The organism is Actinoplanes campanulatus, from assembly GCF_014647795.1.
GTDB lineage: Bacteria > Actinomycetota > Actinomycetes > Mycobacteriales > Micromonosporaceae > Actinoplanes > Actinoplanes campanulatus.
Genome location: NZ_BMPW01000009.1, coordinates 308,357 through 331,828, shown reverse-complemented (window position 1 = coordinate 331,828; position 23,472 = coordinate 308,357). Strand labels below are relative to the sequence as shown.

The following is a 23,472-nucleotide window of genomic DNA, read 5'->3' as shown; positions in this document are numbered from 1 at the left end:
GCACCGCGCCCCCAAAATATCTTTGTCATCAAGAGAAACACCTGTTGCGAAGGTGGCACCCGAGTGTAGTTTTGGGAAACGCCGTTTCGCTAGGGGGAACCCGGATGCCCGGTTCTGTTCGTGTCGCCGCCGCCCAGATCGAGGCCGGCCAGGATGTCGCCGAGAATCTCGCCGCCTGCCTGCGGGTCATCGACGCCGCGGCCGGGCAGCGGGCACAACTCGTGGTCCTGCCCGAGTTCTGCAACCATCTCTCCTGGTACGCGTCTCGCACCCAGGCGCACGAGCGGGCCACCCGGCCCGGCGACGAGTTCCTGACCGCCATCGCCGAACGGGCCCGCCGGCACGGCATCTGGATCAAGATCAACCTCACGCACGCCCACCCGGACGGAACCACCGGCGGCACGAACTTCCTGTTCGACCCGGCCGGCGAGGTGGCCGGCACCTGCGACAAGCAGACCCTGATGGGCGCCGAGAACGACTTCCTGGAGCCGGGCGCCACCGTCGGGCCGGTGCTCCGGACGCCACTCGGGCGGATCGGGATGTACGCCTGCATGGAGGGCGTCATCAACGAGGTCGCCCGCGGGCTCGCCCTGCGCGGTGCCCAGGTGCTGCTCAACAGCCTGAACAGCTTCGCTCTCGACGAGGCCGACCTGCACATCCCGGTCCGCGCCGCGGAGAACAAGGTGTGGGTGGTCGCCGCCAACAAGGTCGGGCCACTGCTGCCGCGTGACGAACTGCCCGCGATCGCCGAACGCCTCGGGGTGCCGCCGGAGTGGCTGCACGGGGCCGGCGAGTCGCAGATCGTCGCGCCGGACGGCACGGTCGTCGCGAAGGCGCCGCGCACCGGCGAGGCCGTGGTGGTCGCCGACATCGACCCCACGCTGGCCGACGACAAACGGCGACCGGACGGGACGGACATCTTCGCGACCCGGCGCCCCGAACTGTACGGGCCGATCGGCGAGCCGCCCGCCGGACGCCGCCGCCCGCCCGGGGCGCCGGTGCTGAGAAGTGCGGTGGTCCGCGATCCGGCACTCGTGCGCGACGCCGTCGACAAGGGCGCGCAGCTGGTGGTGATGCCGGAATCGGCCGGCGACCCGGCGCTGCTCGCGGCGGCCCTCGACGGCACCGACGCTCACGTCGTCACCACCGCCCTGGAGGACGGCATCCCGACCGGACTACTGATCTCGAGGGATGGCATCGTGGCGCGGCAGCCCCGCCTGCACGGCCGGTCCGGTGATGTCGGCCGGTCCAGCGGAATCGGCGCGGCCAGCGGAATCGGCGCGGCCAGCGAAATCGGCACGCCCAGCGAAATCGGCACGCCCAGCGCGTCCGGCGCGGAGATCGTCCCGATCGACCTGGAGTGGGGTCGTCTGGCGATCATCGCCGGTGACGACGCGCTCTATCCGGAGACGTTCCGGCTGGCCGCGTTGCTGGACACCGACGTGGTGGCGGTGCCCTACGACGCGCAGGAGGACTGGGAGCTGGCTCTCGGCCTGCCGGAGCGCGCCGCCGAGAACCGTCTCAACCTGGTCGTCGCCACCCCGATCGACCAGCCCGCCGCGATCCTCGCGATGACCCCCGACTTCACTCTCTGGACCAGGTGGGAGGGTCCGTTCACCGGCCGTATCTCCACCCCGGTCCGCACCGACATCCCGGCCGGCGAGGCGAGTGGCGCCGCCGAGGTCGGTCCGGCCCAGGCCGCGAATCGCCTGGTCTCTCGAAACACCGACCTTGTCGACGGCCGTCCTTGGCGCCTGGTCGACGCATTGACCCGCTGACGACACAGCGGCTCGGTCACAACAGCGGCTCGACATGACGCATTGACTTGACTTCATACACACATTGACTTGACACGACGCATTGATTCGATAACGAAGGGTGCACATAGTGGCCGAGACGATCCGGCACGTAGAGGACATGGTCGACGACTCGCCGGCCATCGACGTGCACGACACGTTCAACTTCTACCGGCAACTCCTCGCCGATCTGAAGGCGAAGATCGACGCCCGCTTCGAGTTGAAGCGTGACCCGTCCACCCTGGGTCTCCAGACATACGGCAGCTATCCCGACGGCCCCGGCGGCTCCCTGGAGGCGTACTCCGGACCGGAGATCGACTGGCTGGTCCACTCGTGGATCGGCAACCCGGGCGCCAGCTTCGCCAACCTGCACCTGACCGCCTGGCTCGGCCCTCAGGTCAAGGTGCCGCACCTGGGCATCGCGCTGCTGGTGTGGCCGGGCGGCTGGTTCTACTTCGACTCGGTGCCGCGGACCAACCTGGTCGAGGACGGCGAGTACTACGACAGGTACTACGAGCCGGTCAACGAGGAGTGGCTGGAGCTGCGGGGCGACCCGGAGTTCGACTACTTCGTGAGCCGGGCCGGGTTCATCCGGGCGAGCCTGTCGCCGACCGCGTACTGCTTCTCGTTCGAGCGTTCGCAGCGCAACCTCGACATCGTGGCGGCCCGGGCGCACGCGCACGTGGACCGCTGGCTGCGCTGGGTCGACGAGGCCGAGCCGGTGCCGGCGGAGGAGCAGGCGGCACTGGCCGCGACCGACGAGACGATCCGCCGCAACATCGCCGAACGGGACCCGGCGAACGTGATGGGGGTCCGCTTCTTCGGCGAGGAGACGACGAACAGGCTGGTCCGGGCCCTCTGGGGCGGCGATCGCGAACTGCCGCGGCCCGGTGCGCAGGATTCGGCGGCCGGGTGATGAGCGTCCGTTCGGTCTGGTGGGCCGCCACGATCCCCGGCGCAGAAGCCCCCTTCGACACCGCTCACCTGCGGGTCTTCTACCCGTCGAAGCCGACCGGCTCGGATGTGGAACGGCTGTCCGGCGTCTTCCCCGCCGATCCGGCGCTCGCCCCGTACCCCGTGGTGTTGATCGTCTCCGGGGTGAACGTCGGCCAGGAGGCCTACCGCTGGCTGGCGGTCGAACTCGCGTCGCGCGGTTTCGTGGCGGTCACCTACGACTGGGTGGGTGAGTTGTTCGGCGGCCTGAAGGGGATCACCCCCGGCGTCGAGCTGGCCGCGGCGAAGCCGGACGCCTACGGCACGCGCGCCACCACCCCGTCGGTGCCGGCGGTCATCGAGGCGCTGTCGAAGATGACCGGCCCGGTGGAGAACCTTCTCGATCTGGACAACGTCGGCCTCATCGGGCACTCCGCGGGCGGCACCGTCATCCTCCAGAGCGCCCGGTTCTTCCCGCGGGTCAGGGTGGTCGCCGCCTACGGCACCCACACCATGGTGGCGACCATGCTCGGCTGGCCGGCCGGCACGGTTCTTCCCGCCCAGGTGGACTGCCCGGTGCTGCTGATGAACGGCGAGAACGACGGCGTCATCAACGGCTCGGCGGACCGCTACGGCGAGGACGCCGCGACCAGGCGGGATCCGATCAGCCGCACCTTCGACGAGGCGCTGCCCACCGCGGACGGCGCGAACGTGCAGGTCACCTTCGCCGGGGCGAACCACTTCGGGATCGTGCACCCGGTCGACGACACCGCCGCCCGGGCGTTCCTCGACTCCGAGGCCACCACCGATCCGGCGGCCACCCGTGCCGCCCTGGTGGACGTCACCGCGGCGTTCCTCGACGTCCACCTACGCGGCGCCTCCGGTGACGCGCTCGACAAGGCTCTCCAGAATCCCGACATCGCCGGCATCCGGCGGAGGTGACAGCCATGCTCAAGAACTTCTGGTACGCGGTGGAGTTCTCCGACAAGGTGACCACCAAGCCGGAGCGGATCACGGTCCTCGGGCAGTACCTGGTGATCTACCGGACGCCCAGGCAGGGACGGGTCGTCGCGCTGAGCGATCTGTGTGTGCACCGGGGGGCCGCGCTCTCCGGCGGGTGGCTCAACGACGACAAGATCGTGTGCCCGTACCACGGTTGGGAGTACGAGCCGGACGGCGCCTGCGTCAAGATCCCGGCGAACCTGCCGGGGCGGGGCATTCCCAAGAAGGCGCGGGTGGACTCGTACCCCGTACAGGAAAAATATGGTTTCGTCTGGGTCTTCATGGGTGATCTCCCGGAGGAGGAGCGCCCGCCGATGCCGGTGTGGCCGGAATTCGACGACCTTGTGGAGAACGGCGGCAGGTTCCGCACGGTGACCGGCGAGTTCCTGTGGAAGGCCAACTACGAGCGGATCCTGGAGAACGGCTGCGACATCGCGCACGCGCCGTTCGTCCATGCCGGACGGTTCGGCAACCCGGACATGCCGCAGGTGCCGGACTACGAGGTCGAGCATCCGGACGAGTGGTCGGCGTTCGCGACGGTGGATCTGCACCCGCCGAAGCCGAGCGGTCTATGGGGGAAGTTCGGCCGGCTGATCGGCAACGATCTGAAGAAGCGGCCGCCGGTCACCACGTCGGCCGGCTGGATGCTGCCGAACCTGATCAAGCTGCACGTGCGGCTGCCGATCGGCGACATGATCATTTATGACACCAACATCCCGATCGACGAGACGACCACGCTGGTCAAGTGGGTCGCGCTGCGCACGTTCTTCACCGGGAAATGGGCCAACAGGGACGCCATCAACCGGACCATGCGGATCTTCTACGAGGACGCGGCGGTGGTCGACAAGGTGCGGCCCGAGCTGCTGCCCTTCGACCTCGGCGCCGAGCTGCACATCAAGAGCGACATCATCGCCGTCGAGTACCGCCGCCGGCGCCAGGAGCTGGCCGACAAGGGCTGGCTGCTCAACGAGGAGGACTTCATCACCGGTGACGTGCCGAGACGCACCGCCACGGTGATCGGATCGCCGGCCCGCCGGGAGAACACGGAGCTGTCCCGCGCCTGGGTGCACAAGGCCCGTGGCGAGCATCCGACCGTCGCCGCCGCCCGCCTGACGGGTGCCGATCCGGAGGAAGAGGACAAGTGAGCCTGCCCGAAGCACTCTCCGACACCACGCTCGACAAGATCCTCGCCCGCTTCGCGGTCTCGCTCGACTCCGAGCGCGCGCTCACGTCGCCGATGAGCCCGGACCCGGTCGGCAAGATCAAAATCTGGCGGGGTACGGGCACCGTCGTCAAAGTCGTGAACGTGTCGCTGGTCGTACCGATGATCGGTCTGGACAGCCACATGATCTTCGCGTTCACCGCCCCTGGCTCGGGCGTGCCGCACTTCACGCTGGACTCGGTGGCGAATGGCGAGAACTACGCGTTCCACCTGGATCTCATCCCCCGGATCGACCTGGCCACGTCGCTGGACTACCTGGATTCCGTGTATGAGCCGCTGACCGCTCCGTATCAGGAGGTGAGCGGCCGCGAGGGTCTCACGCCGGCCCACCTCACGCCCCGCCAGTACGCCCTGATGTCGCCGTGGATGCTGGTGAACCGGGCGACCGCGGCGGCTTTCGAGGGCATCGGCGACGCGGTCGACGCCTACCTGTCGCACTGGGCCGCGCTGGTCGAGAGCGGCGTCAAGGCGGAGGGCACCGCCGCACGGGACGCCGCCCACCGGGAGCTGCTGTTCAGCCCGGAGATCGACCCGGTGTGGAAGCAGACGGTCCGCCTCCTCGGCGAGGAGCAGAGTGAATCGGTACGCCTGGCCCTGGTGAGCAATGACTGAACCGTCCGTTTGGCAGAAAAGGATCGCCGGGGAGTGGCACGGGCGGCCGTCGCTGTTCGACCACAACGGCACCTGGTGCGGATTCGAGGAGATCCGGCGGTCGTCGGACTTCGTCGACGGCGTCACCACGTACAGAATGGATGGTGGTCTGATCGGTGGCGGCCCGCTGGCCGGGCAGTTCCGGCTGGGCGCGCCGTTCTCGTTCGGTGTCGTCGACTCGGACGCCAACCGGGTCTACACCGGGCCGGACTTCTTCGGGACCGGGCAGCCCTACGGGTCGTTCGTCGACTCGCACTACTACGGGCCCGGCTGGCAGGTCGACCTCAACACCTGGAACCAGGTGCTGCCGGACGGCGAGACGCAGGTCTACTCGTCGGTGCTCTACCAGGGGTGGGCCATGGTGGGCTGCTTCAACGGCCTCTACACGCGGGTTCCTTCTCTCGTGGAGGACCTGATCGAGGCGGAGACCCGGAACGGCCCGGTGCCGTACATCCTGCCGACGAAGCAGGCCGGCGCGTTCACCGGCGAGCTGGAGCTGTGGGGCGCCGACCAGAAGCTGCGCGGCACCGTGTCGGCGTCCATCGCGCTGGAGCCGATCGACCTGCTCCGCACCCGGCGGACGGTGTCCTGGCAGGGCGCCGGCCTGGACCGGGTGTTCACCGCCGACACCCGGCGGGACGGCAACCGGCTGTTCTTCGAGGGGCCGCAGGCGTGGGGCAACGCGATCGGGTTCGGCCGGGCGTCGTTCCAGTCGCTGCACTTCACCGACGTTGGGAAAGTCAAGGCGCGGGAGTTCTCGATCGACGCGGCGCCCGGGATGTCGGCCGGCAGGCAGCTCGCGGTCGTCTACGAGCTGTTCCACGGCGGCAATCTGGATTCGGTGCTGCACGGTCTCCTGGAGTGGCGCTCATGACGGTTGTCGTTGTCACCGGGGGAACGCGCGGGATCGGGCAGGGTCTCGTCCGCGCGTTCCTCGATCAGGGCGCTTCGGTCGCCTATTGCGGTCGGACCATCCCCACGGACGGGCCGGCCGACGCCCTCGCCGTTGCCGCCGACGTGACGAAACGGACAGATGTCCGCAACCTTTGGGACGCCACAACCGATAAATTTGGAAAAGTCGATATCTGGGTGAACAACGCCGGGATATCCAATTCGCGCAGGCCGCTGTGGGACCTTCCCCCGGCGGAGATCGATGCGGTCGTCGGGCTCAACCTCCGCGGGACACTGCACGCCAGCGCGGTCGTCCTCGAAGCGATGCTCGCCCAGGGGCACGGCGCGCTGTGGAACATGGAGGGGCTCGGCTCGAACGGGCAGATCGTGCCCGGCCTGACGCCGTACGGCGCGACCAAACGGGCCCTCACCTACGCCACCCTGGCGATGGCCAAGGAGCTGAAGGGCACCCCGGTCAAGGTCGGCCTGCTCTCCCCCGGCATGGTCGTCACCGACCTGCTCATCCAGGACTACGACCCGGCCGAACTGGAGAAGGCGAAGAAGATCTTCAACATCCTGGCCGACCGGGTCGAGACGGTCACCCCCTGGCTCGCCGCGAAGGTGCTGGCCGGCACGAGAAACGGCGGCCGGGTCGCCTGGCTGACCGGGCCGAAGGCCGCCTACCGGTTCGCCACCGCCGGATTCCGCAAGCGCGACCTCTTCGGGGACGCCTGATGGACTATCCGATCATCCTCGCGCTCGAGGACTTCGTACCGGTGATCTTCGGGACCGTGGGATTCGCCCTGCTCGCCCGGACCGCGCCGGTGGAGTCCGCGCGCAAGGCCGGCCTGGCCGGCGCCATCCTCATCGGCGCCGGCGGCATCGCCAAATGCGCCTGGAAACTCGGGTACTCCGCCGGCGCCGGCGACTGGACGCTGCTCGAACAGGCCCTGTTCCCGCTGATGGCGGCCGGTGCCGCGCTGCTGTCCTGGTCGCTGGCGGTCACCGTCCGCCGGGGGAAGCCGACCCGGTTCTGGCCGTTCGGGCTGGCCTTCGGGTTGTGTGTGGCCGGATCAATGCCGGCCGGCAGCCTCAACCCGCTCTTCGTCGCCGCCACGCTGGGCGTGACCGCGATCAGTGTGCTCGGTGCGGTCGTCGCGGGCCGGCACCGACAGTGGTGGGCGGTGTCCCTCTACGTGCTCGGCCTGGTCCTGGTGATGGGCCTGGTGCCGCTGCGGTCGTCCGGCGAGCATCACACGGTCGCCTTCCAGTGGCTCGAACAGTCGATCAACACCGCCGCCCAGGCGTGCCTCCTGGTGGCCGCGTGGCTCACCCTCCGCGCCACTCGTCCCGCACTGATCGGAGCTGCTCGATGACCGACGCCCTCGGCTGGCGCCGCAAGTTCGGCGTCATCGCCCCGTCCACCAACACGATCGTCGAGCCGGACTTCCACTCGATGGCCGTACCCGGGGTGACCTCGCACTTCTCCCGCATCCACATCCGCAACCAGAACCTGTCCGACGACGCCGAGTTCGAGAACCTGCTGGTCCAGATCCGCGCCGAGATCGGCTTCGCCTGCGAGCGGGTCCTCACGTGCGAACCCGACTACATGGTGATGGGCATGTCCGCCGAGACGTTCTGGGGCGGCGTCGAGGGCAACCGCGAGTTCGTGGCCCAGATCAGGGAGATCACCGGCCTGGACGTGGCCACCGGCGCCGAGGCGTGCGAGCGGGCCCTCAAGCTCTACGGTGCCCGCAGGATCGGCGTGGTCACCCCCTACCAGCCGGTCGGCGACGCCAACGTGGTCCGCTTCTTCGGCGAGATCGGTTTCGAGGTGACCGCCATCGAGGGTCTGAAGTGCCCGACCGCGGTCTCCATCGCCCACGTGACCGAGGACGAACTGCGCGCCGCCATCCTCACCGTCAACACCCCCGACGTCGACGCCATCGTCCAGTGCGGCACCAACCTCTCCATGGTCCGCCTGGCCGACGAGGCCGAACGCTGGCTGGGCAAGCCGGTGATCGCCATCAACGCGGCCACCTGGTGGATGGCCCTCCGCGAGAACGGCATCAACGACAAGATCTACGGCGCGGGCTCCCTCCTCCGCGACCATTGACCGCACCGCACGCTCAGCTCTCGGGGTCGAGGTCCGCGTTTCCTTCCGGTTTTTCCTTTCCGGTACGCGCGACCTCGCCCCGTCCTTTCCAGGGCAGTTCCGCCCTGCCACGCGATCTCACTGCCCGCTCCAGCCTGTGCCGCGCCCGCCGGGCGTAGATCGGTGGTCACCCACCCACACACCACCCCTGCCCACCGCCCCCGCGGCAGCTCGGCCCGCCGCCGCCCGCAGCGCCCTCGCCCACCACCACCGCCCGCAGCGCCCTGCCTACCGTCGCGTCGGCCGCAGCAGCACCGCCCACCGTCCCCGCGGCAGCCAGGAACGGCAAGCGCACACGCCCGCGACATCGTGAGCACCCGCCTGGCCGATAACCCCGGCCACCGCACACGCAAAGCCCGCCGTACGCGCCCACCCACCCCGCAACGCCCCGCCGTACGCGCCCACCCACCCCGCAACGCCCCGCCGTACGCGCCCACCCACCCTCACGCGCCCAACCACGCGGCCGCGCCTCGCCGGTGTGCGATTCGCCTCAGTTTGCGGGCCGTCAAGTTGATCGAATCGTTGCCGGGGCCCGATAGATTCGCCCGGCTCACTCAGGTTCCGGGTGAGCCGGGACAGGAAAGAAGATCAATGAAGAAGACTACGCTCCAGGCCGGTGCCGCCGCCCTGGCCGCCGCCGCCATGCTGCTCGCCGGGTGTGGCAGCTCCGACTCGGGCGACACGGGGTCCAAGGGCACGCCGGCCGCCACCCAGGCGACCGACAACGGGGTGGCCGCTCTCACCGCCGACGAGATCCTGGCCAAGGCCAAGGAGGCACTGAAGAAGGCCGGCTCGTTCCAGGTCAAGGGCAGCCAGACGTCCGAGGGCACCACGGTCAGCATCGATTTCCGGATCTCCGGCGACGACTTCGCGGGCTCGATGTCGATGGGCGAGGGCGCCGACGTGGAGCTGCTGTCGGTCGGTGGCAAGCAGTACATGAAGCCGGCCGAGGGCTTCTGGGCCATGCTCGCCGGCCCCGAGCAGGCGAAGAAGATGGCCGCGGCCACCGGCGACAAGTGGATTCTGGTGCCGGCCAAGGACGAGACCGCGACCGGCCTGTTCGCCGCCGGGAACGTCGACGAGCTGCTGAAGCCGACCGGCAAGCTGGCCAAGGGCGAGGCCGCGAAGGTCGGCGACACCGCGGTTATCACCCTGACCGACGCCGGTGACGCGACGGCGAAGCTGTTCGTGGCGACGACCGGCGACGCGTACCCGGTCAAGATCGGCGCGGACGCGGCGGGCGACGGCATCCTGTTCAGCGAGTTCGGCGCGACCTTCGCCGACATCAAGGCGCCGGCCGCGGGCGAGTTCATCGAGAAGTCGAGCCTCGGCAAGTAGTCCTGCCGGATCGGGGGTGTGGGGCCGGCCCCGCGCACAGCCGGCCCCACACCCCTGAACCGTCCTCTCCCGCGCGGAGAGGGAGTACGCGGGAGAGAACGTCCTACTGGAAGCCGGCCATCCGGCGCCGACGGGCCGGCAGCAGGATGAGCAGCCCCACTCCCGGCAGGAGCAGAGCGCTTCCGATCAGTACGACGGTCGCCCACTCCATACCGGGCCCGGTCCTGGGCAGGGCGCCCGCGGCCGCGCTCGAGCTCTTCGACGAGGTCGCGGTCGCCGACTTGGTGGACGTCGGCGAGGTGCTGGTCCCACCGCCGGTGCCGAACGAGATCTCCACCTGGACCTTGTTGGCCGCCACCTCCTCCTCGCTGTGGCTGGACGGAAGCAGCTGCGCCGCGATCACACAACCGTCGTCGCAGGTCTTGGCCCCGTCGCTCCACGATTTGGCGATGGTGAGGGTGAGCGTCTTGGTCTTGCCGGAACCGTCGGTGGAGACGAATTCGGCGCCGCCGGTGAGGTTGCAGTCGGTGGCGGTGGCCGGGTCGGCGATGCACTGGCCGAGCGCCAGGTCGGTGAGCCCGGCCGTGAACCCGGTCCCGTAGACGGTGATCTTCTCACCGTCGGCGATGCCGCTCGTCTTGGAGACGTGCAGTTCGGGCGCGGCCAGGGCCGGGGACGTGTCGACGAGCACGACCGCGACCGCGCAGATCAGGCCGGCGGCGACCGAGGCGGCCAGCCGGCGGAGGTGGCGGGGAAGGACCATCGATAAAACCTCCATCATGGGTACGGGTCGGTCAGCCGGCCGGTTCTCCGAAGCGGGCCGGTCACCCGGCCGGCCCTCCGGATCGGGCCACGGCAGCCTGGTCGGTGCCGAGGTAGGACAGGACGACCGCGGGGTGGTTACGGACCTCGTCCGGCGTCCCCTGGGCGATGACCGTGCCGGCGTCCATGGCGATCAGCCGGTCGGCGACGCGGGACAGCAGCGGCAGGTCGTGCTCGATGACGAGAATCGTGGTGCCGAGCTCGGCGCGGACGCGCAGCATCAGGTCGCCGAGGGCCTTGCCGTCGCCCTGGGTGAGGCCGGAGGACGGTTCGTCGAGCAGCAGCAGCCGGGGACGCAGGGTGAGCAGGCAGCAGAGCTCGACGACACGGCGGGTGCCGGTGGACAGCTCCCCGACCGGCCGCCCGGCCAGCCAGTCCAGCCCCATGGCCTCCAGCGCGGCATCCGCCTGAGCCGTCTTGACCGTTTCCGATCGCTCATCACCGATCAGGTCGGCGGCCAGCCGCACCGGCGCGATCCGTTCGGCGGCGACCATCACGTTCTCCCGGACGGTCATCGCCGGGAAGAGCCGCGCGTCCTGGAACGATCGCACCAGCCCGGCCCGGGCCCGCCGCTCCGGGGTCCAGCCGGTGACGGCGCGCCCCTGATACCGGACCACACCCCCATCGGCCGCGGTGAACCCGGCGAGGATCTCGAAGAGCGTCGTCTTCCCGGCGCCGTTGGGCCCGATGATCCCGACGATCTCCCCCTCGGTCACGGTGAACGTGGCGTCCTGCACAGCCCGCACCCCACCGAACGACCGCCGGATCCCGGCCACCTCCAGCAGCGGCCCGCTCTCCTCCCCCGGTCCCTCCGGCTCCGCCCGTTCCAGAGGCTCAGCGGGCAGCCGCGCGATGTTCCAGAGCCGAGGCCTCTCCTCCTCGAAGATCGGACGCGTCTCTTCCGCATCGACAGCACCCGCACAAACGAAGCTCGCATTGACGACGTCCACGTTGACGGCATCCATGTTGACGGCATCCGCATTGACGACGTCCACGTTGACGGCATCTGCATTGACGGCATCCGCATTGACGGTGTCCGCATGGACGGCATCTGCATGGACGGTGTCCGCATCGACGGTGTCCGCATCGACGGCATCTGCATGGACGGTGTCCGCATGGACGACGTCTGCATCGACGGGGTTCGGGCTGGTCGGGCGGCGTTCGCGTAGGCGGGTGACGGCGCCCGCCAGGTCGCGGACCCTGCCGTCGAGGCCGCGGCGCGAGCCCCACGCGGCGAGGCGCCGCCCCAGGCGGGGGGCGCTGCCGGCGAGGAAGCCGCCCAGGCCGTCCGGCATGAGGATGACCACCAGCAGCCAGCCGAGGGTGAGTGCCGCCTGCCCGGGGATGCCGAGTGGATACAGCAGCGGCAACCCCACGATGATCACCGAGCCGAGCAGCGCTCCCCCGGTGCGGGCCAGCCCGCCGACGACCGCGATGGCGACGACGTCGATGCTGGCCCCGGCGGGGAAGTTGTTGATGCTCAGCTGCGACTGTCCGAAGCCGATCACCACGCCGCCGAGGCCGGCGAGGCCGCCGCCCACGGCGTACGCCTGCAGTTTGCGCAGCGGGGCCGTCACCGTGAGCGCGCGTCCCGCCTCCTCGTTGTCGCGCAGCGCGAGCAGGAGGCGGCCGAAGCCGCCGCCGCTGAGGCGGGCCGTGACCCACCAGCCGAGTGCCAGGAGCAGCAGGGCGAAAAGGTAGTAGTCGGTGGCGACCTCGACGACGTAGCCGTGCCATACCGGGTAGGGCGTGTCCAGCCCGTCGCCCAGCAGGAAGGTCTGGCGCAGCAGCCAGCCGCTGGTGGCGAGCGCGAAGGCGAGGGTGGTGACGCCGAGGGCGACGCCGCGCAGCCGCATGGCCGGGATGCCGACGAGGGTCGCGGCGAGCCCGCCGGCCACGCAGCCGGCGACGGTGCCGAGGAACATGTTGCCGCTGAGCGTGGCGATCTGGACGGCGACGGCGGCGCCGATGCCGGCGAAGCCGAACTGGCCGAGCGACAGCTCTCCGGCGACGCCGGTCACCAGGATCACCGACAGCGCGACCAGCGTGTAACCGCAGATGGTGGTGAGGACGGCGGCGGTGGCGTTGCTGACCAGGTAGGCGAGCCCGACCCCGGACGCCGCGAGCAGCGCCGGCCCGGTCCGGGAGAGGACGGAGGCGGCCCTACGTTCCTGGCGGGGCCACGGCGCGTTCTGATCGTCGCGGCGGCCGCGTGGCCGTTGACGCAGCAGCGATACCAGGATGGCGAGTCCCAGGACCACGTCGACGAAGCCGCTACCTTCGTGAGAGAGCAGGACCTGTTCCAGGACGCCGACGCCGAGGGAGACGCTGAACGCGATCGGCAGCGACGTCATCCGGGCGATGACCGCGCCGGCCAGGCCGCGCAGCAGCAATTGGGGGCCGAGCGACTCGATCGACTGCACGCCCTGGGTGGGGGTGAGCAGGATGGCCGAGAAGGCGGCGATGCCCCCGGCGACGGCCCAGGCCAGGGTCGCCATCCGTGGCGCGGGCACCCCGTCGACGGTGGCGGCGTCCGGGTTGTCGGCGGCGGCGCGGATGCCGATGCCGTACTTCGTGCGCCGGAGGAAGAACGCGAGCGCGGCCAGCAGCACCGGGGTGAGCAACAGCATGGCGGTGAGCGACGAGCCGATCGCGGTGGTGCCGATGCTGAAGGCGGGCAGGCCGGGCGGTTTCGGGTAGGTGGTGCCGGAGAAGCTGTCCCGGGACACCAGCAACGCGATGACCAGGATGAACTGGGACAGGCCGAGGGTGGCGATCATGCCGATGACGCGGGGCCGCCGGTAGAGGCGCCGGACGATCATGATCTCGGTGAGCGCGGCGAGCCCGCCGGCGACCACGATGGCGACCGGGAAGGCCAGCCAGTAGGGCATCCCGGTGGCGAACCGGGCGAGCACGGCGGCCCCGAAGACGCCGATGGCGCCGTGCGCGAAGTTGACGAACCGGCTGGACCGGTAGACCAGCACCAGGCCGACGGCGAGCAGGCCGTAGGTGAGCCCGGTGAACAGCCCGACGGTGAGCCGGTCGAGCCCGAGATCGAAGCCGAGGAGGGTCATGCCGCCGCCACTGCGACGAAGCGGTGGCCGTGCCGGAAGAAGCTCATGAGGCATGCCCTCCGAGTACCAGGCGGCGGGCCAGATCCGGGGACTCGCGCAGCTCGGCCGGGGTGTGTTCGGCGATGATCGTGCCGTGCTCCATGAAGAGCAGCCGGTCGGCGACCGACATGGCGACGTTCACCGACTGCTCGATGAGCAGTGTGCCGACCCCGGCCGTGGCCAGCCGCCGGATGAGTTCGAGCAGGCCGCCGACCACGACCGGGGCGAGCCCGAGGGAGAACTCGTCGATCAGCAGCACGTCGGGCCGCTGGATGAGCGTCTTGGCGAGCACCAGCATCTGCCGTTCCCCGCCGGACAGGGTGGAGGCGGGCTGGTCGGCGCGGGCACGCAGCCGGGGGAAGACGGCGAGCGCCCCGTCGACCGAGGTGGTGGGCTTCTCGTCGGTCCGGTTCACCGGGTAGGTGTGCATGCGCAGGTTGTCGCGTACCGAGAGGGAGCCGAACGCCTGCTGGCCGATCACGGTGGACATGCCGAGCCGGGGCCGTCTGGCGCCGGGCACGCCCGTGACGTCGAGCCCGTTGAGGAAGACGGTGCCGGCGCTGGGCCGGCTCAGCCCGGAGATCATCCGGACCAGGGTGGACTTGCCGACGCCGTTGGGCCCGCACAGTGCCACGGTCTCGCCGCGCCGGACGGTCAGGTCGATGCCGAACAGCACCTGGATCGAGCCGTAGCCCCCGGAGAGCCCGGTCGTCTGGAGGACGATGTCACCGGCCAAGGGGAGTCACCGGCCCGTCGTAGGTGAAGCACGTGCAGCCGGTGTCGTACTTGAGGATCCGGTATCCGGTGCCGGCCGCGTACCCGTCGGGGCCGAGTTCGCCGCCGAAGCCGCCGGCGGTGCGGAACGCGGGTCCCAGCGCCCGGGCGGCCGTGCCCCAGGCGGCGGCGTTCAGGTCGGGCCCGAGGTTCGCGGCGGCGCCCTGCAGCAGCAGCGCGGCGTCGCAGTAGGTGAAGGCCACCCGGGCGTTCTCCCGTTCGGCGAAGGTGATCCCGGCCTGCCGGTAGATGTCCAGGCACTTCTTCTCGGCGTCGGTGTCCGGGAAGGCGAGCTGCGAGTCCGGCACGTCGTTGGCCGGGGCGAACCCGATGCCGACCATTCCGGCCAGTGACTCCGGTGGCACGGTGCCCGGGTTGTTCACCATGAAGACCGGGCTGTCGAAGGTGGAGATGCCGTACCGGGCGGTGAAGCTCTGTGCCTTGGCGCTGGTCATGAAGAACGGGGCGAGCCGGGCCCCGCCGAGGAAGAACACCCGGTCGATCCGCTTGCCGCGGAAGTTGACGGCCGCCTGGGACAGTCCGCTGTTCAGGGTGCCGAGGCTGGTGGTGTCGATCCAGTTGACGGCGACCGTGACGCCTGATTCGGAAAGCAACGGGACGACCAGCTTGTCGTACACCGATTTGTTGGCCGGCGTGTCGGCCGCGACCAGACCGGCCTCCTTGCGGCCGTCGAAGAATCTCTGCCGGATCAGAACGGACAGGAACGACGTGGCGAAGGCGTCGTACTCCGGGTAGGAGGCGGTCCACAGGTACGGGTCGAGCTGGGTGAACGTGGCCCGGTCGTCGGCGATCAGGGTGGCGTCCAGCATCAGGGTGCGCCGCTGCGCGTAGCAGGGCCGGGCGTTGGACTGGAGCTGTCCGGTGAGGACCACCGCGAACGCCTTGTCGTCCTGGGTGATCTGGCTGCACAGGGTGGTCTCGGCGGCCGGGGAGTCCTTGCTGGCCTCGTACTCGCGGTAGACGGCCTCCAGTTTGCGCCCGGCCACCCCACCGTTCGCGTTGACGTACGTCTCCAGGGCTTTGACCTGCTCGGCAGGCTTGCCGACGTCGGCGTTCCGGAAGCCGGTCATGGAGGCGGTCCTGGTGAGGTCGGTGCCGATGAACACGACCTTCACCGTGTCGTCGGTGACGCCCGGTCCGGTGCCGTCCGCCGACGCCCCGCCGGCCGACTCCGCGCCCGGCATCAGGGTGCCGCAGCTCGTGTAGGCGAGCGCCGCGGCCACCAGCACGGCGCCGGCCCGGGCCAGCAGCGGCCAGCGCGGCGATGGCGATGTCATTCGTCCTCCTCGAAGAGGGTGAGGTCCCGGGGGTAGCGCCGGGCCATCACGTGATCGAGCGCGTCCAGGTCGAGCACGGAGTCGCCGCCGGCTGGGCGTTCCGAGCCGACGAAAGCGCGCAGCGTTTCCAGGCTGAGCTGGGCGCCGGCCATCCGGCGCAGCCGCCGGGCGCCGGGCGCGTCGTCGAAGACCAGGTAGGCGCCGAGGCTGCCGAGGCGGACGACGGACGGCAGCATGGTCTGCGACGGGTCGGCCCAGGCGAGTTCGGTGCCGCGCCGGCGGGCCCGCCGCAGCACGCCCCAGGCGATCAGCAGCAGCCCGGCCGCGTTGATCAAGAACAGACCCCAGGGGTACGCCTGGTGCGTGAGCCGGGCCTGGGCGAGTCCGCTGACGTCGACCGTCACGACGTAGCGGCCGAACGCGGCGAGGGGCAGTTCGACCGGCACGGTGAGGGTCCGGCTCTGGCCCGGCCTCAGGTCGGTGATCTGTGCCCGGTGGAAGACGTTGTCGTCGCCGCCTCCGCCCAGGCGTACCTGTGCCGTGGCGTCGACCAGCGTCGACGTGCCCGGGTTGCGGATCGTGTAGACGAGCAGCAGCCGGTCGGGGGCGCCGAACCAGGCGGCCGCCGTGCCGCCGGTCAGCCGGGCGTCCTGGACGACCAGGTCCCGGACCGGGTCGGCGGTGCGCGGGATCTGCCCGCCGGCGTGGCCGGTGATGGTGAGCGGCAGGTTGACGCCGGCGTCGGCGTCGCCCTGGACGGCGGCCACATGGATGACGCAGGGGCAGGCCCTGGGGGGTTCGCCGACGAGCAGGTCGACGATGAAGGTGCCGTCCGGGCGTACCGGGGTGGCCATCGAGGCGCGGGTGTCGCAGGCGGCCGAGCCGGTCACGCCGCCTTCGCCGCAGGTGACGAACTGGAGCAGCCGGGACGGTTCCCAGCCCTCGCCGGTGACCCGGATCTTCTCGCCCGGCGACGCCTCGGTGACCGAGAGCCGGGCGACCGGCCCGCCGGCCCGGGCCGCGGCCGCCGGCGTGACGAGCGCCAGCACGCCGACCGCGAGCAGGGTGCACGACAACCGCCTCATCGCGCCACCTCCGCTGCGCTCCGGCGTCGCGATGAGTTCAAGACTGAGCTGAATGGTTCGCTCGCAAGCTCGCTCACTGGCCGGCCACCAGCCCACGGGGCCGGACCTCGCGGCTGCGGATGCGGCGGCGGGCGGCCCAGACGAGCGATCCGATCAGAACGGCGAGGATGACGGCGCCGCTGTACGAGTAGACGAAGGCCCGGTCGGTGCGGCGGGCGTAGACACCGCCGTCGGCTCTGACCACGACCGAGGTGGTGACGATGTCGAACGGCCAGATGCCCTCGGCGGTCATGGCGAACCGGCCTTCGGAGCCGGGGACCATGTCGCTGGACGGCGCCGGCCCGCTCACCTTGACCGGATGCCCGAACAGGCCGGTCACCCGGACCGTGGCCTGCGGCATGAGGTGCACGTTGCCGACGTTCGTGACGGCGTACTCCAGGTCGCCCTTCACCGGCACCGGCAGCAGCGGCGATCCGATGTCCATCCGCAGGCTGGGCACCCCGAGGCCGGGCACGATGGTGCCGGCCACCCGCAGGTAGACGCGGGCCGCGACGGCACGCTGGATCTTCACGGTGGCGCCGCCGGCCCGGGTGACGGCGCTCGCCTCGGCCTCCAGGGCCACGACGCCGCCGACGTGGTCGCCGGGGGTGGCGCTCTGCGGGACGGTGATGGTGAACGGGATGTCCGCGCTGGCGCCGCCCGGGATGGTCACCTTCCCGACACCGGAGGTCACCCAGGCGCCGAGGCCGGTCTGCTGCCGATCCTTGGTGCGCAGCGCGAACCCGCCGTCCTTGACCGTGTTGTACGCGTCCGCGCCGTAGATCTCGAACGCCTTCGGGTCCCTGCCGAGGTTGGTGACGCGTACCGATTCCTTGACGGTCTGGCCGGCGGCCGCGTCCAGGAAGAAGTAGAGGCGCGGGGTGGGCCCGGCGTTCTTGGCCGGGGTGGGCGTCACCGCCCACTCGCCGTTGCCGGTGGCCAGGGCCGGGGTGGCCGGGACGACCGTGAGGGCGGCCAGCGCCAGAGCCGCCGCGGCGATCCGGGTGATCCGCATGATCGTCCCTCCACCGGCATGACGGCCGGAAAGTCGGAGAAAAGAGTGGGGTGGGGGCGGTGGCGGCCGCCCCCACCCAGGGTCCGGGTCAGCTCAGGGTGATCGTGAGCGTCGCCGTGTAGGTGCCCGCGAGCTGGTTCACGGGCACCGCCAGGGCCAGTTCGGCCGAGGCGTCGAACGATCCGCCGGTGCCGGTCGTGGTGTTGACCGGTCCCTTGCAGAGGGTGGCGGCGTTGACCGCCTGACCCGCGGTGCCGGCCTCGGCCGTGACGGCGTTGGTGGCGCCGGGGTGGGCCACGCAGGCGGGCGTCCAGGTGAGGGCGCTCGCCGGGATGGTGCCGCCGGGCACACCGGTGAAGTCGGTGACCTCCGCCGTCAGGTCCCACCCGAGGGTGCTGCCGCGGTAGTCGGTCACGTTGATCGCCGAGAGGGTGCCCTCGGCGGTCTGCGCGGTCCCGTTCAGGGTGATGCCGTCGAACGCGATGGTGCTGGTGCCGGCGCCCCGCGACATCGCGAGCACGCCGCCGTTCACGGTCTGCGAGAGTTCGTAGGTGAGGTCGCACTCGGCATCGACGTTGCCGGTCGCCGCGGTGCAGGAGTCCGCCGAGGCGGTCCACGCGGCCAGGGCGAACAGCTGACCCGACGACGCGCCGATCCAGGCGGTCGCGGGGTCGTCGACGGTGAACGTGGCGGTGATGCCGCCGGTCGCCGTCGCGGTGGTGGTGACCGCCGCGTCGGCGGTGGCCGGGGGCGGCGGTGCGCCCGCGAGCGCCTTGTAGCCGCCGACCGTGACCGTGCTGCCGGGGTTGAAGCCGGTGCCCTTGACGGTGACGACGGTGCCGGCGCCGCCGCCCGGGGGCGTGATGGTGATCGCCGGCGTGCCGAGGATCGTGATGGATACCAGGACGGTGTTGGCGCCGTCGGTGATCGCCACGGTGCGGTCGCCCGCGGTGGCGTTCGCCGGAACGGTCAGCGTGCCGGTGCCGGCGCCGGTGGCCCCGGTGCTGCCGGTGCCGCTGCCCTCACCCGTACCGCCGCCGGCGCTGTCCTTCAGCGACGCGGTGAGCGTCGCGTTCGCGGCCAGGCCGGTGACCGAGTAGTTGACGGTGTTGCCGGAGCGGGCCGCGGCGGTGCCGGTCTGCCCGGTGATCGAGGTGATGGTCGCCCCGCCGTCGAAGACGGTGACCGGCTGGACGATCGTGGTGGCCACCGGGCTCGCCTTGTGGTCCCGGTCGCCCTCCGCCGAGCAGTAGGTGGACGCCGTGGTGTTGGCGAATTTGACCTGCCCGACGGTGAGGTCGAGGGATCCCGCCGCGCCGGCGGTGAAGGTGCCGGTGGCGGTGAAGCCACCGAGCTTGGCGTAGGCGGCGACGGCGCCGGCCGGGTAGCTTGCCTGGTTCAGCGTGACCGTTCCGGTCTGGGATCCGGAGATTCCGACCGTGACGGCCACCGGAACGGAGCCGGCGGTGAGCGGGACCGGGCCGTTGGTGGACCCCTCCGCCGCGGTGAACGACACGGTCACGGTCTGGCCGGGCTTCGGCGACGCCGGAGTCTGGGTCAGGGTGAACGTGTCCGCCCACGTGCTCGGGGAGGAGCCGGTGCCGGCGTCGCTGAAATAGATCCGGCACCCAAGGGAACTCGCGGTCGGCCCGTACGCGGCGGCGGGCGCCTGGACGGCGACGACGCCGACCAGGGCCAGAGCCGCGATCAGGGCCTTTCTTGCGGTGGATGTCATGGTGGTGCCGCGTCCCCTCTCTGACAGTGGGTGCGCCGCCTCCGTCTCGCGGTGGTGGCGCTCTAGCGCGCGGTACGCATCCAGTCCCCTTCCCGTTTCGCTAGAGGAAACGGCGTTTACTTTCTGCGTGGGATCAATGAACGCAGTCCGCAACACTCATGTCAACCCACCGACCAGCCTTATCCCGCCCTGCGATACAGCGTTTCCGAAGCGCTCTCAAAGAGAGTCAGATCGGAAACACGTCGGAAACCGGCCCACCGAACCCGAGCCGCCGGACCGCGTCGGACAGCGCCGCCACCGCATCGACCGATATCGCACGCTGGGCGTTGCCGGTGAACTTCGCGGTCACCTCGGCCGCGCTCAGCGGATGCCCGGGCCCGCCGCGCGAACTGTCCACCCGGTGCTCCACCACCGCCCCGGAGCGGGTGCGCACCCGCAGCACGCCGGCGAACGCGCGCGGGAACGCGGCGGTGGCGGCCTCGTCGGCGTACATCCGCACCCGGGACGCCAACTCCAGCCGCCGCGGGTCCAGGCCTGCGAAGTCGTCCAGGCCCACGCCCAGCCCGCCGCCCCCGGTCAGGGCCACCGCGAGGGTGTACGGCCCGGAGAACTTGGCTTGGTACCCGCTGCGCGGCCGGGCCTTCTCGGCGGCCGGCTCGGCGATGGTCCGCAGCACCGGCCCGGCCACCCCCAGCTCGGCGCTCTCCACGTCGTCCGGATCCAGTCCGGCCGCGCGCAACGCCAGCGCGCAGTCGATCCCGGCGTGGGTGAAATGATTCGACGGGTACGGCTTGAACACCGTCCGCAGCAGTTCCCAGCGCTCGCCCAGCCCGGCCGTGACAGCCTCCGGCGTGAACCGGCCGGTGTGTGCCGTGAAGAACCCGAAGCGCCCCTCCAGCACGGTCGGCGGGCCGGTCAGCCCCTCGGCGGCCAGCGTCGCCGCGACCACCCCGCCGTGCGCCGCCCAGCCGCAGTGCGAACGTTTCACCGACCCACCGGTACGGTTCGCCTCCAGCACCCCGGCGCCCATCGACACGGCGATCCCGACGGCATCGGCGATCTTCCCGGCGTCCAGCTCGTACAGGCGGGCCACGGCCACCGCGGCGCCGATCGTCCCGCAGATCGAGGTGGCGTGCTGGCCTCGCTCGAAGTACAGGTTCGCGCCGGTCTCCGGATCGCAGCCGGCCATGCCGAGCCGGTTGGTCACCTCGATGCCGGCGGCGATCGCGGCGATCAGGTCACCGGGCGCGCCCGCCTCGGCCGCGGCCAGCGCGGCCGGGACCACCGAGGCGCTCGGGTGCAGCACCGACGGCAGGTGCGTGTCGTCGAAGTCGAGCGAGTGGGCGAGCACCCCGTTCACGAACGCCGCGGACGGCGCGGGCAACCGGTCCCCGGAGCCGAGGACGGTCGATTCGGGCACGCCACCCCAGCGTCGCATCGCGCGGAGTGCGGCGGGCGCCGCGTCCGCGTCCTTTTCGACGTACGCGGCCAGACTGTTCCCGAGCACGTCGAGGATCCGCGTCGGCACGTCCGCGCGCACCCGCCCGGGTGGGTCCACCTCGGCCGCGAACTCCCCCAGCTCCTGGGCGAGGCTCACGGGACCACCGCCAGCGGCCGCACCGGCGAACCCGTGGCGCCGACCAGCTTGAGCGGGGCCAGGATGAACTGGAACTCGGTCACTCCGGCGTCGGCCAGCTCACTGAGCAACATCGTCTCCACGATGTTGATGCCGGCCCCGACCAGCAGGATCCGGTGCACCGGCAGGCTGGCGTGCCCGGCGCCGGGGGCGATGTGCTCGTAGGCGATCGTCTCCGCCCCGGTCACCGCGATCTCCCGCTCGACCAGCCAGCGTGCGGCGTCCTCTCCGGGGCCGGGCACGCCGTCACGCGTACCCGAGAAGGTTTGCCCGTTGTGGAAATGGCGTGACCAGCCGGTGCCGATGAGGACCGCGTCGCCGGGGTTGATCGTGAGGTCGCCGGAGGCGGCCGAGAGGTCCTCGGCCGTCACCTCGTAGCCGGGCGGCAGCACCTCCACGCCGTGCACCCGCGCCACGTCCAGGAGGACGCCGCGGCCGACGAACGGCGGGAACTCGTCGATGCCGAGCCGGGCGAAACCGGCGTCGGACTGCACGTCGGCCGCGACAACCCCGCCGTGCAGCAGCCCGTCCTGCGAGACGTGCGCCAGCGCGTCCACGTGCGTGCCGACGTGTGTGCCCATGACCAGGAGGTCGTTGGCGGCCGACCCGCCGCCGGCCCGCACCGTGTCACCGTGCCGGCGCACCAGGGAATGGGTGTAGGCCGGATGGTTCGGCGACTGTGGCATCCCCTTCCGCATCGGCTGCGCAAGATCGAAAACTTTCACCAGATGACTCCTTCGGCCCTCAGCTTCGCCCGTTCCTCCTCGTCGTAGCCGAGGCCGGCGAGCACGTCGTCGGTGTCCGCGCCGCGCGGCCGGCCGGTCCAGCGGATCGAGCCGGGCGTCCGCGAGAGGCGGTACAGCGGGCCGGGCATGCGCACCGGCCCGAGCGTCGGATCGTGCGCGGTCGTCACCGAGTCGCGCGCGATGAACTGCGGGTCGGCGAAGACGTCCGCGATGTCGTAGACCGGGGCGATCGCGGCCTGTGCCCGCTCGAACGCCTCGGTGACCGTCGCCAGGTCGCGGGCGCCGATCCACCCGCTCAGCGCCTCGTCCAGCACGTCGGCGTGCGCGGCCCGGCCGACGCCGGTGGCGAACCACGGCTCGTCGATCAGCTCGGGGCGGCCGACCAGGCGCATCACCCGCTCGGCGATGGCCTGCGCGCTCGTGGAGACGGCGACCCAGCGGCCGTCGGCGGTCCGGTAGGTGTTGCGCGGCGCGTTGTTGACCGATCGGTTGCCGGTCCGCTGTTGCACCTGGCCCAGCTGGTCGTACACCATCGCCTGCATGCCGAGGACGGTGAGCATCGGCTCGACGATGGCCAGGTCGATGACCTGGCCCGTGCCTCCCCGCGCGTCGCGGTGGTACAGCGCGGTCATGATCGCCTGGGCGGTGGTCAGCGCGGCGATGCCGTCCGCCAAGCCGAAGGGCGGCAGGGTCGGAGGCCCGTCCGGCTCACCGGTGATGGCCGCGAACCCGCTCATCGCCTCGGCCAGCGTGCCGAACCCCGGCCGGTGCGAGTACGGTCCGAATTGTCCATATGTGGTGACGCGCGCGATGATCAGCCTCGGGTTGATCTCGTGCAGCACGTCGGGTCCCAGACCCCAGCGCTCCAGGGTTCCTGGACGAAAGTTCTCGATCAGGACATCAACGTCTTTGAAGAGATTTTTCGCAATCTCAGCGCCTTTGGCGGCCCTCAGATTGAGGGTGACCGTCCGCTTGTTGCGGCCCAGCATCGTCCACCAGAGCGGCACACCGTCCTTCGCCGGCCCGTGCCCCCGGGCCGGGTCGCCCTTGACCGGATGCTCGATCTTGGTCACGTCGGCGCCGTAGTCGCCGAGGACCGTCGCGGCCAGAGGTCCGGCGAACAGGGTGGACGCGTCGACGACGCGGACCCCTTCGAGAGGGCTGTGCATGCCACACCCTAACCGCTCTGTTCCATTAAGGGAAACCTCGTTACTGTGTGCG

Annotated in this window: 20 protein-coding genes; 10 read left to right on the top strand and 10 right to left on the bottom strand. The window is 70.9% G+C overall.

Annotated elements, in window-relative coordinates:
* Positions 1 to 104 precede the first annotated feature (104 nt).
* The 10 genes from IEZ13_RS19750 to IEZ13_RS19705 all read left to right on the top strand — a co-directional run bounded on the left by IEZ13_RS19750 (position 105) and on the right by IEZ13_RS19705 (position 9,988).
* Positions 105 to 1,778 carry a nitrilase-related carbon-nitrogen hydrolase gene (locus IEZ13_RS19750; RefSeq protein WP_183219795.1) on the top strand — a complete coding sequence of 558 codons (1,674 nt, stop codon included), beginning with the start codon at positions 105 to 107 and terminating at the stop codon, positions 1,776 to 1,778.
* Between the two features lie 109 nt (positions 1,779 to 1,887).
* Entirely contained in the window at positions 1,888 to 2,712 is an 825-nt protein-coding gene (locus IEZ13_RS19745; protein WP_183219794.1) for an oxidoreductase, read from the top strand.
* Entirely contained in the window at positions 2,712 to 3,671 is a 960-nt protein-coding gene (locus tag IEZ13_RS19740) for an alpha/beta hydrolase family protein (protein ID WP_221245404.1), read from the top strand. The genes IEZ13_RS19745 and IEZ13_RS19740 overlap by 1 nt, the downstream gene beginning before the upstream one ends.
* Positions 3,672 to 3,676: 5 nt before the next feature.
* Positions 3,677 to 4,876, top strand: coding sequence for an aromatic ring-hydroxylating dioxygenase subunit alpha (locus IEZ13_RS19735; protein ID WP_183219790.1), 1,200 nt, complete (start codon positions 3,677 to 3,679; stop codon positions 4,874 to 4,876).
* Positions 4,873 to 5,565 carry a hypothetical protein gene (locus tag IEZ13_RS19730; RefSeq protein WP_183219788.1) on the top strand — a complete coding sequence of 231 codons (693 nt, stop codon included), beginning with the start codon at positions 4,873 to 4,875 and terminating at the stop codon, positions 5,563 to 5,565. The genes IEZ13_RS19735 and IEZ13_RS19730 overlap by 4 nt, the downstream gene beginning before the upstream one ends.
* Positions 5,558 to 6,478: a hypothetical protein gene (locus tag IEZ13_RS19725; RefSeq protein ID WP_183219786.1), complete on the top strand. Its 921-nt coding sequence runs from the start codon at positions 5,558 to 5,560 to the stop codon at positions 6,476 to 6,478. Before IEZ13_RS19730 ends, IEZ13_RS19725 begins: the two co-directional genes overlap by 8 nt.
* Entirely contained in the window at positions 6,475 to 7,230 is a 756-nt protein-coding gene (locus IEZ13_RS19720) for an SDR family oxidoreductase (protein WP_183219784.1), read from the top strand. The genes IEZ13_RS19725 and IEZ13_RS19720 overlap by 4 nt, the downstream gene beginning before the upstream one ends.
* Positions 7,230 to 7,871: a hypothetical protein gene (locus IEZ13_RS19715; protein WP_183219783.1), complete on the top strand. Its 642-nt coding sequence runs from the start codon at positions 7,230 to 7,232 to the stop codon at positions 7,869 to 7,871. The genes IEZ13_RS19720 and IEZ13_RS19715 overlap by 1 nt, the downstream gene beginning before the upstream one ends.
* Positions 7,868 to 8,611: a maleate cis-trans isomerase family protein gene (locus IEZ13_RS19710; RefSeq protein WP_183219781.1), complete on the top strand. Its 744-nt coding sequence runs from the start codon at positions 7,868 to 7,870 to the stop codon at positions 8,609 to 8,611. Before IEZ13_RS19715 ends, IEZ13_RS19710 begins: the two co-directional genes overlap by 4 nt.
* A gap of 630 nt (positions 8,612 to 9,241) precedes the next feature.
* Entirely contained in the window at positions 9,242 to 9,988 is a 747-nt protein-coding gene (locus IEZ13_RS19705; protein WP_183219779.1) for a hypothetical protein, read from the top strand.
* A 103-nt stretch (positions 9,989 to 10,091) separates the two neighbouring features.
* On the opposite strand, the gene IEZ13_RS19700 is transcribed toward IEZ13_RS19705, so the two are convergent.
* The 10 genes from IEZ13_RS19700 to IEZ13_RS19655 form a co-directional block, all read right to left on the bottom strand.
* A complete protein-coding gene (locus IEZ13_RS19700; protein ID WP_183219777.1) occupies positions 10,092 to 10,751 on the bottom strand; it encodes a neocarzinostatin apoprotein domain-containing protein in 660 nt (219 codons plus the stop codon).
* 61 nt (positions 10,752 to 10,812) lie between these two features.
* Complete coding sequence (locus IEZ13_RS19695; RefSeq protein ID WP_183219775.1) at positions 10,813 to 13,884, bottom strand: ABC transporter permease subunit; 3,072 nt, start codon at positions 13,882 to 13,884, stop codon at positions 10,813 to 10,815.
* A gap of 43 nt (positions 13,885 to 13,927) precedes the next feature.
* Positions 13,928 to 14,659 carry an ABC transporter ATP-binding protein gene (locus tag IEZ13_RS19690; RefSeq protein WP_183219773.1) on the bottom strand — a complete coding sequence of 244 codons (732 nt, stop codon included), beginning with the start codon at positions 14,657 to 14,659 and terminating at the stop codon, positions 13,928 to 13,930.
* Positions 14,649 to 15,995: an ABC transporter substrate-binding protein gene (locus IEZ13_RS19685; RefSeq protein WP_183219772.1), complete on the bottom strand. Its 1,347-nt coding sequence runs from the start codon at positions 15,993 to 15,995 to the stop codon at positions 14,649 to 14,651. Before IEZ13_RS19685 ends, IEZ13_RS19690 begins: the two co-directional genes overlap by 11 nt.
* Entirely contained in the window at positions 15,992 to 17,080 is a 1,089-nt protein-coding gene (locus tag IEZ13_RS19680) for a hypothetical protein (RefSeq protein ID WP_183219770.1), read from the bottom strand. Before IEZ13_RS19680 ends, IEZ13_RS19685 begins: the two co-directional genes overlap by 4 nt.
* Positions 17,081 to 17,153: 73 nt before the next feature.
* Entirely contained in the window at positions 17,154 to 18,134 is a 981-nt protein-coding gene (locus IEZ13_RS19675; protein ID WP_183219768.1) for a WxL protein peptidoglycan domain-containing protein, read from the bottom strand.
* An 88-nt stretch (positions 18,135 to 18,222) separates the two neighbouring features.
* Positions 18,223 to 19,869, bottom strand: coding sequence for a WxL domain-containing protein (locus IEZ13_RS19670; protein ID WP_183219766.1), 1,647 nt, complete (start codon positions 19,867 to 19,869; stop codon positions 18,223 to 18,225).
* Between the two features lie 226 nt (positions 19,870 to 20,095).
* Positions 20,096 to 21,466 carry an MmgE/PrpD family protein gene (locus IEZ13_RS19665; RefSeq protein ID WP_183219763.1) on the bottom strand — a complete coding sequence of 457 codons (1,371 nt, stop codon included), beginning with the start codon at positions 21,464 to 21,466 and terminating at the stop codon, positions 20,096 to 20,098.
* Entirely contained in the window at positions 21,463 to 22,230 is a 768-nt protein-coding gene (locus IEZ13_RS19660; protein WP_203833648.1) for a cyclase family protein, read from the bottom strand. The genes IEZ13_RS19665 and IEZ13_RS19660 overlap by 4 nt, the downstream gene beginning before the upstream one ends.
* On the bottom strand, positions 22,227 to 23,420 hold the full coding sequence (locus IEZ13_RS19655) for a CaiB/BaiF CoA transferase family protein (protein ID WP_183219761.1): 1,194 nt from the start codon (positions 23,418 to 23,420) through the stop codon (positions 22,227 to 22,229). Before IEZ13_RS19655 ends, IEZ13_RS19660 begins: the two co-directional genes overlap by 4 nt.
* Between the last annotated feature and the right edge of the window lie 52 nt (positions 23,421 to 23,472).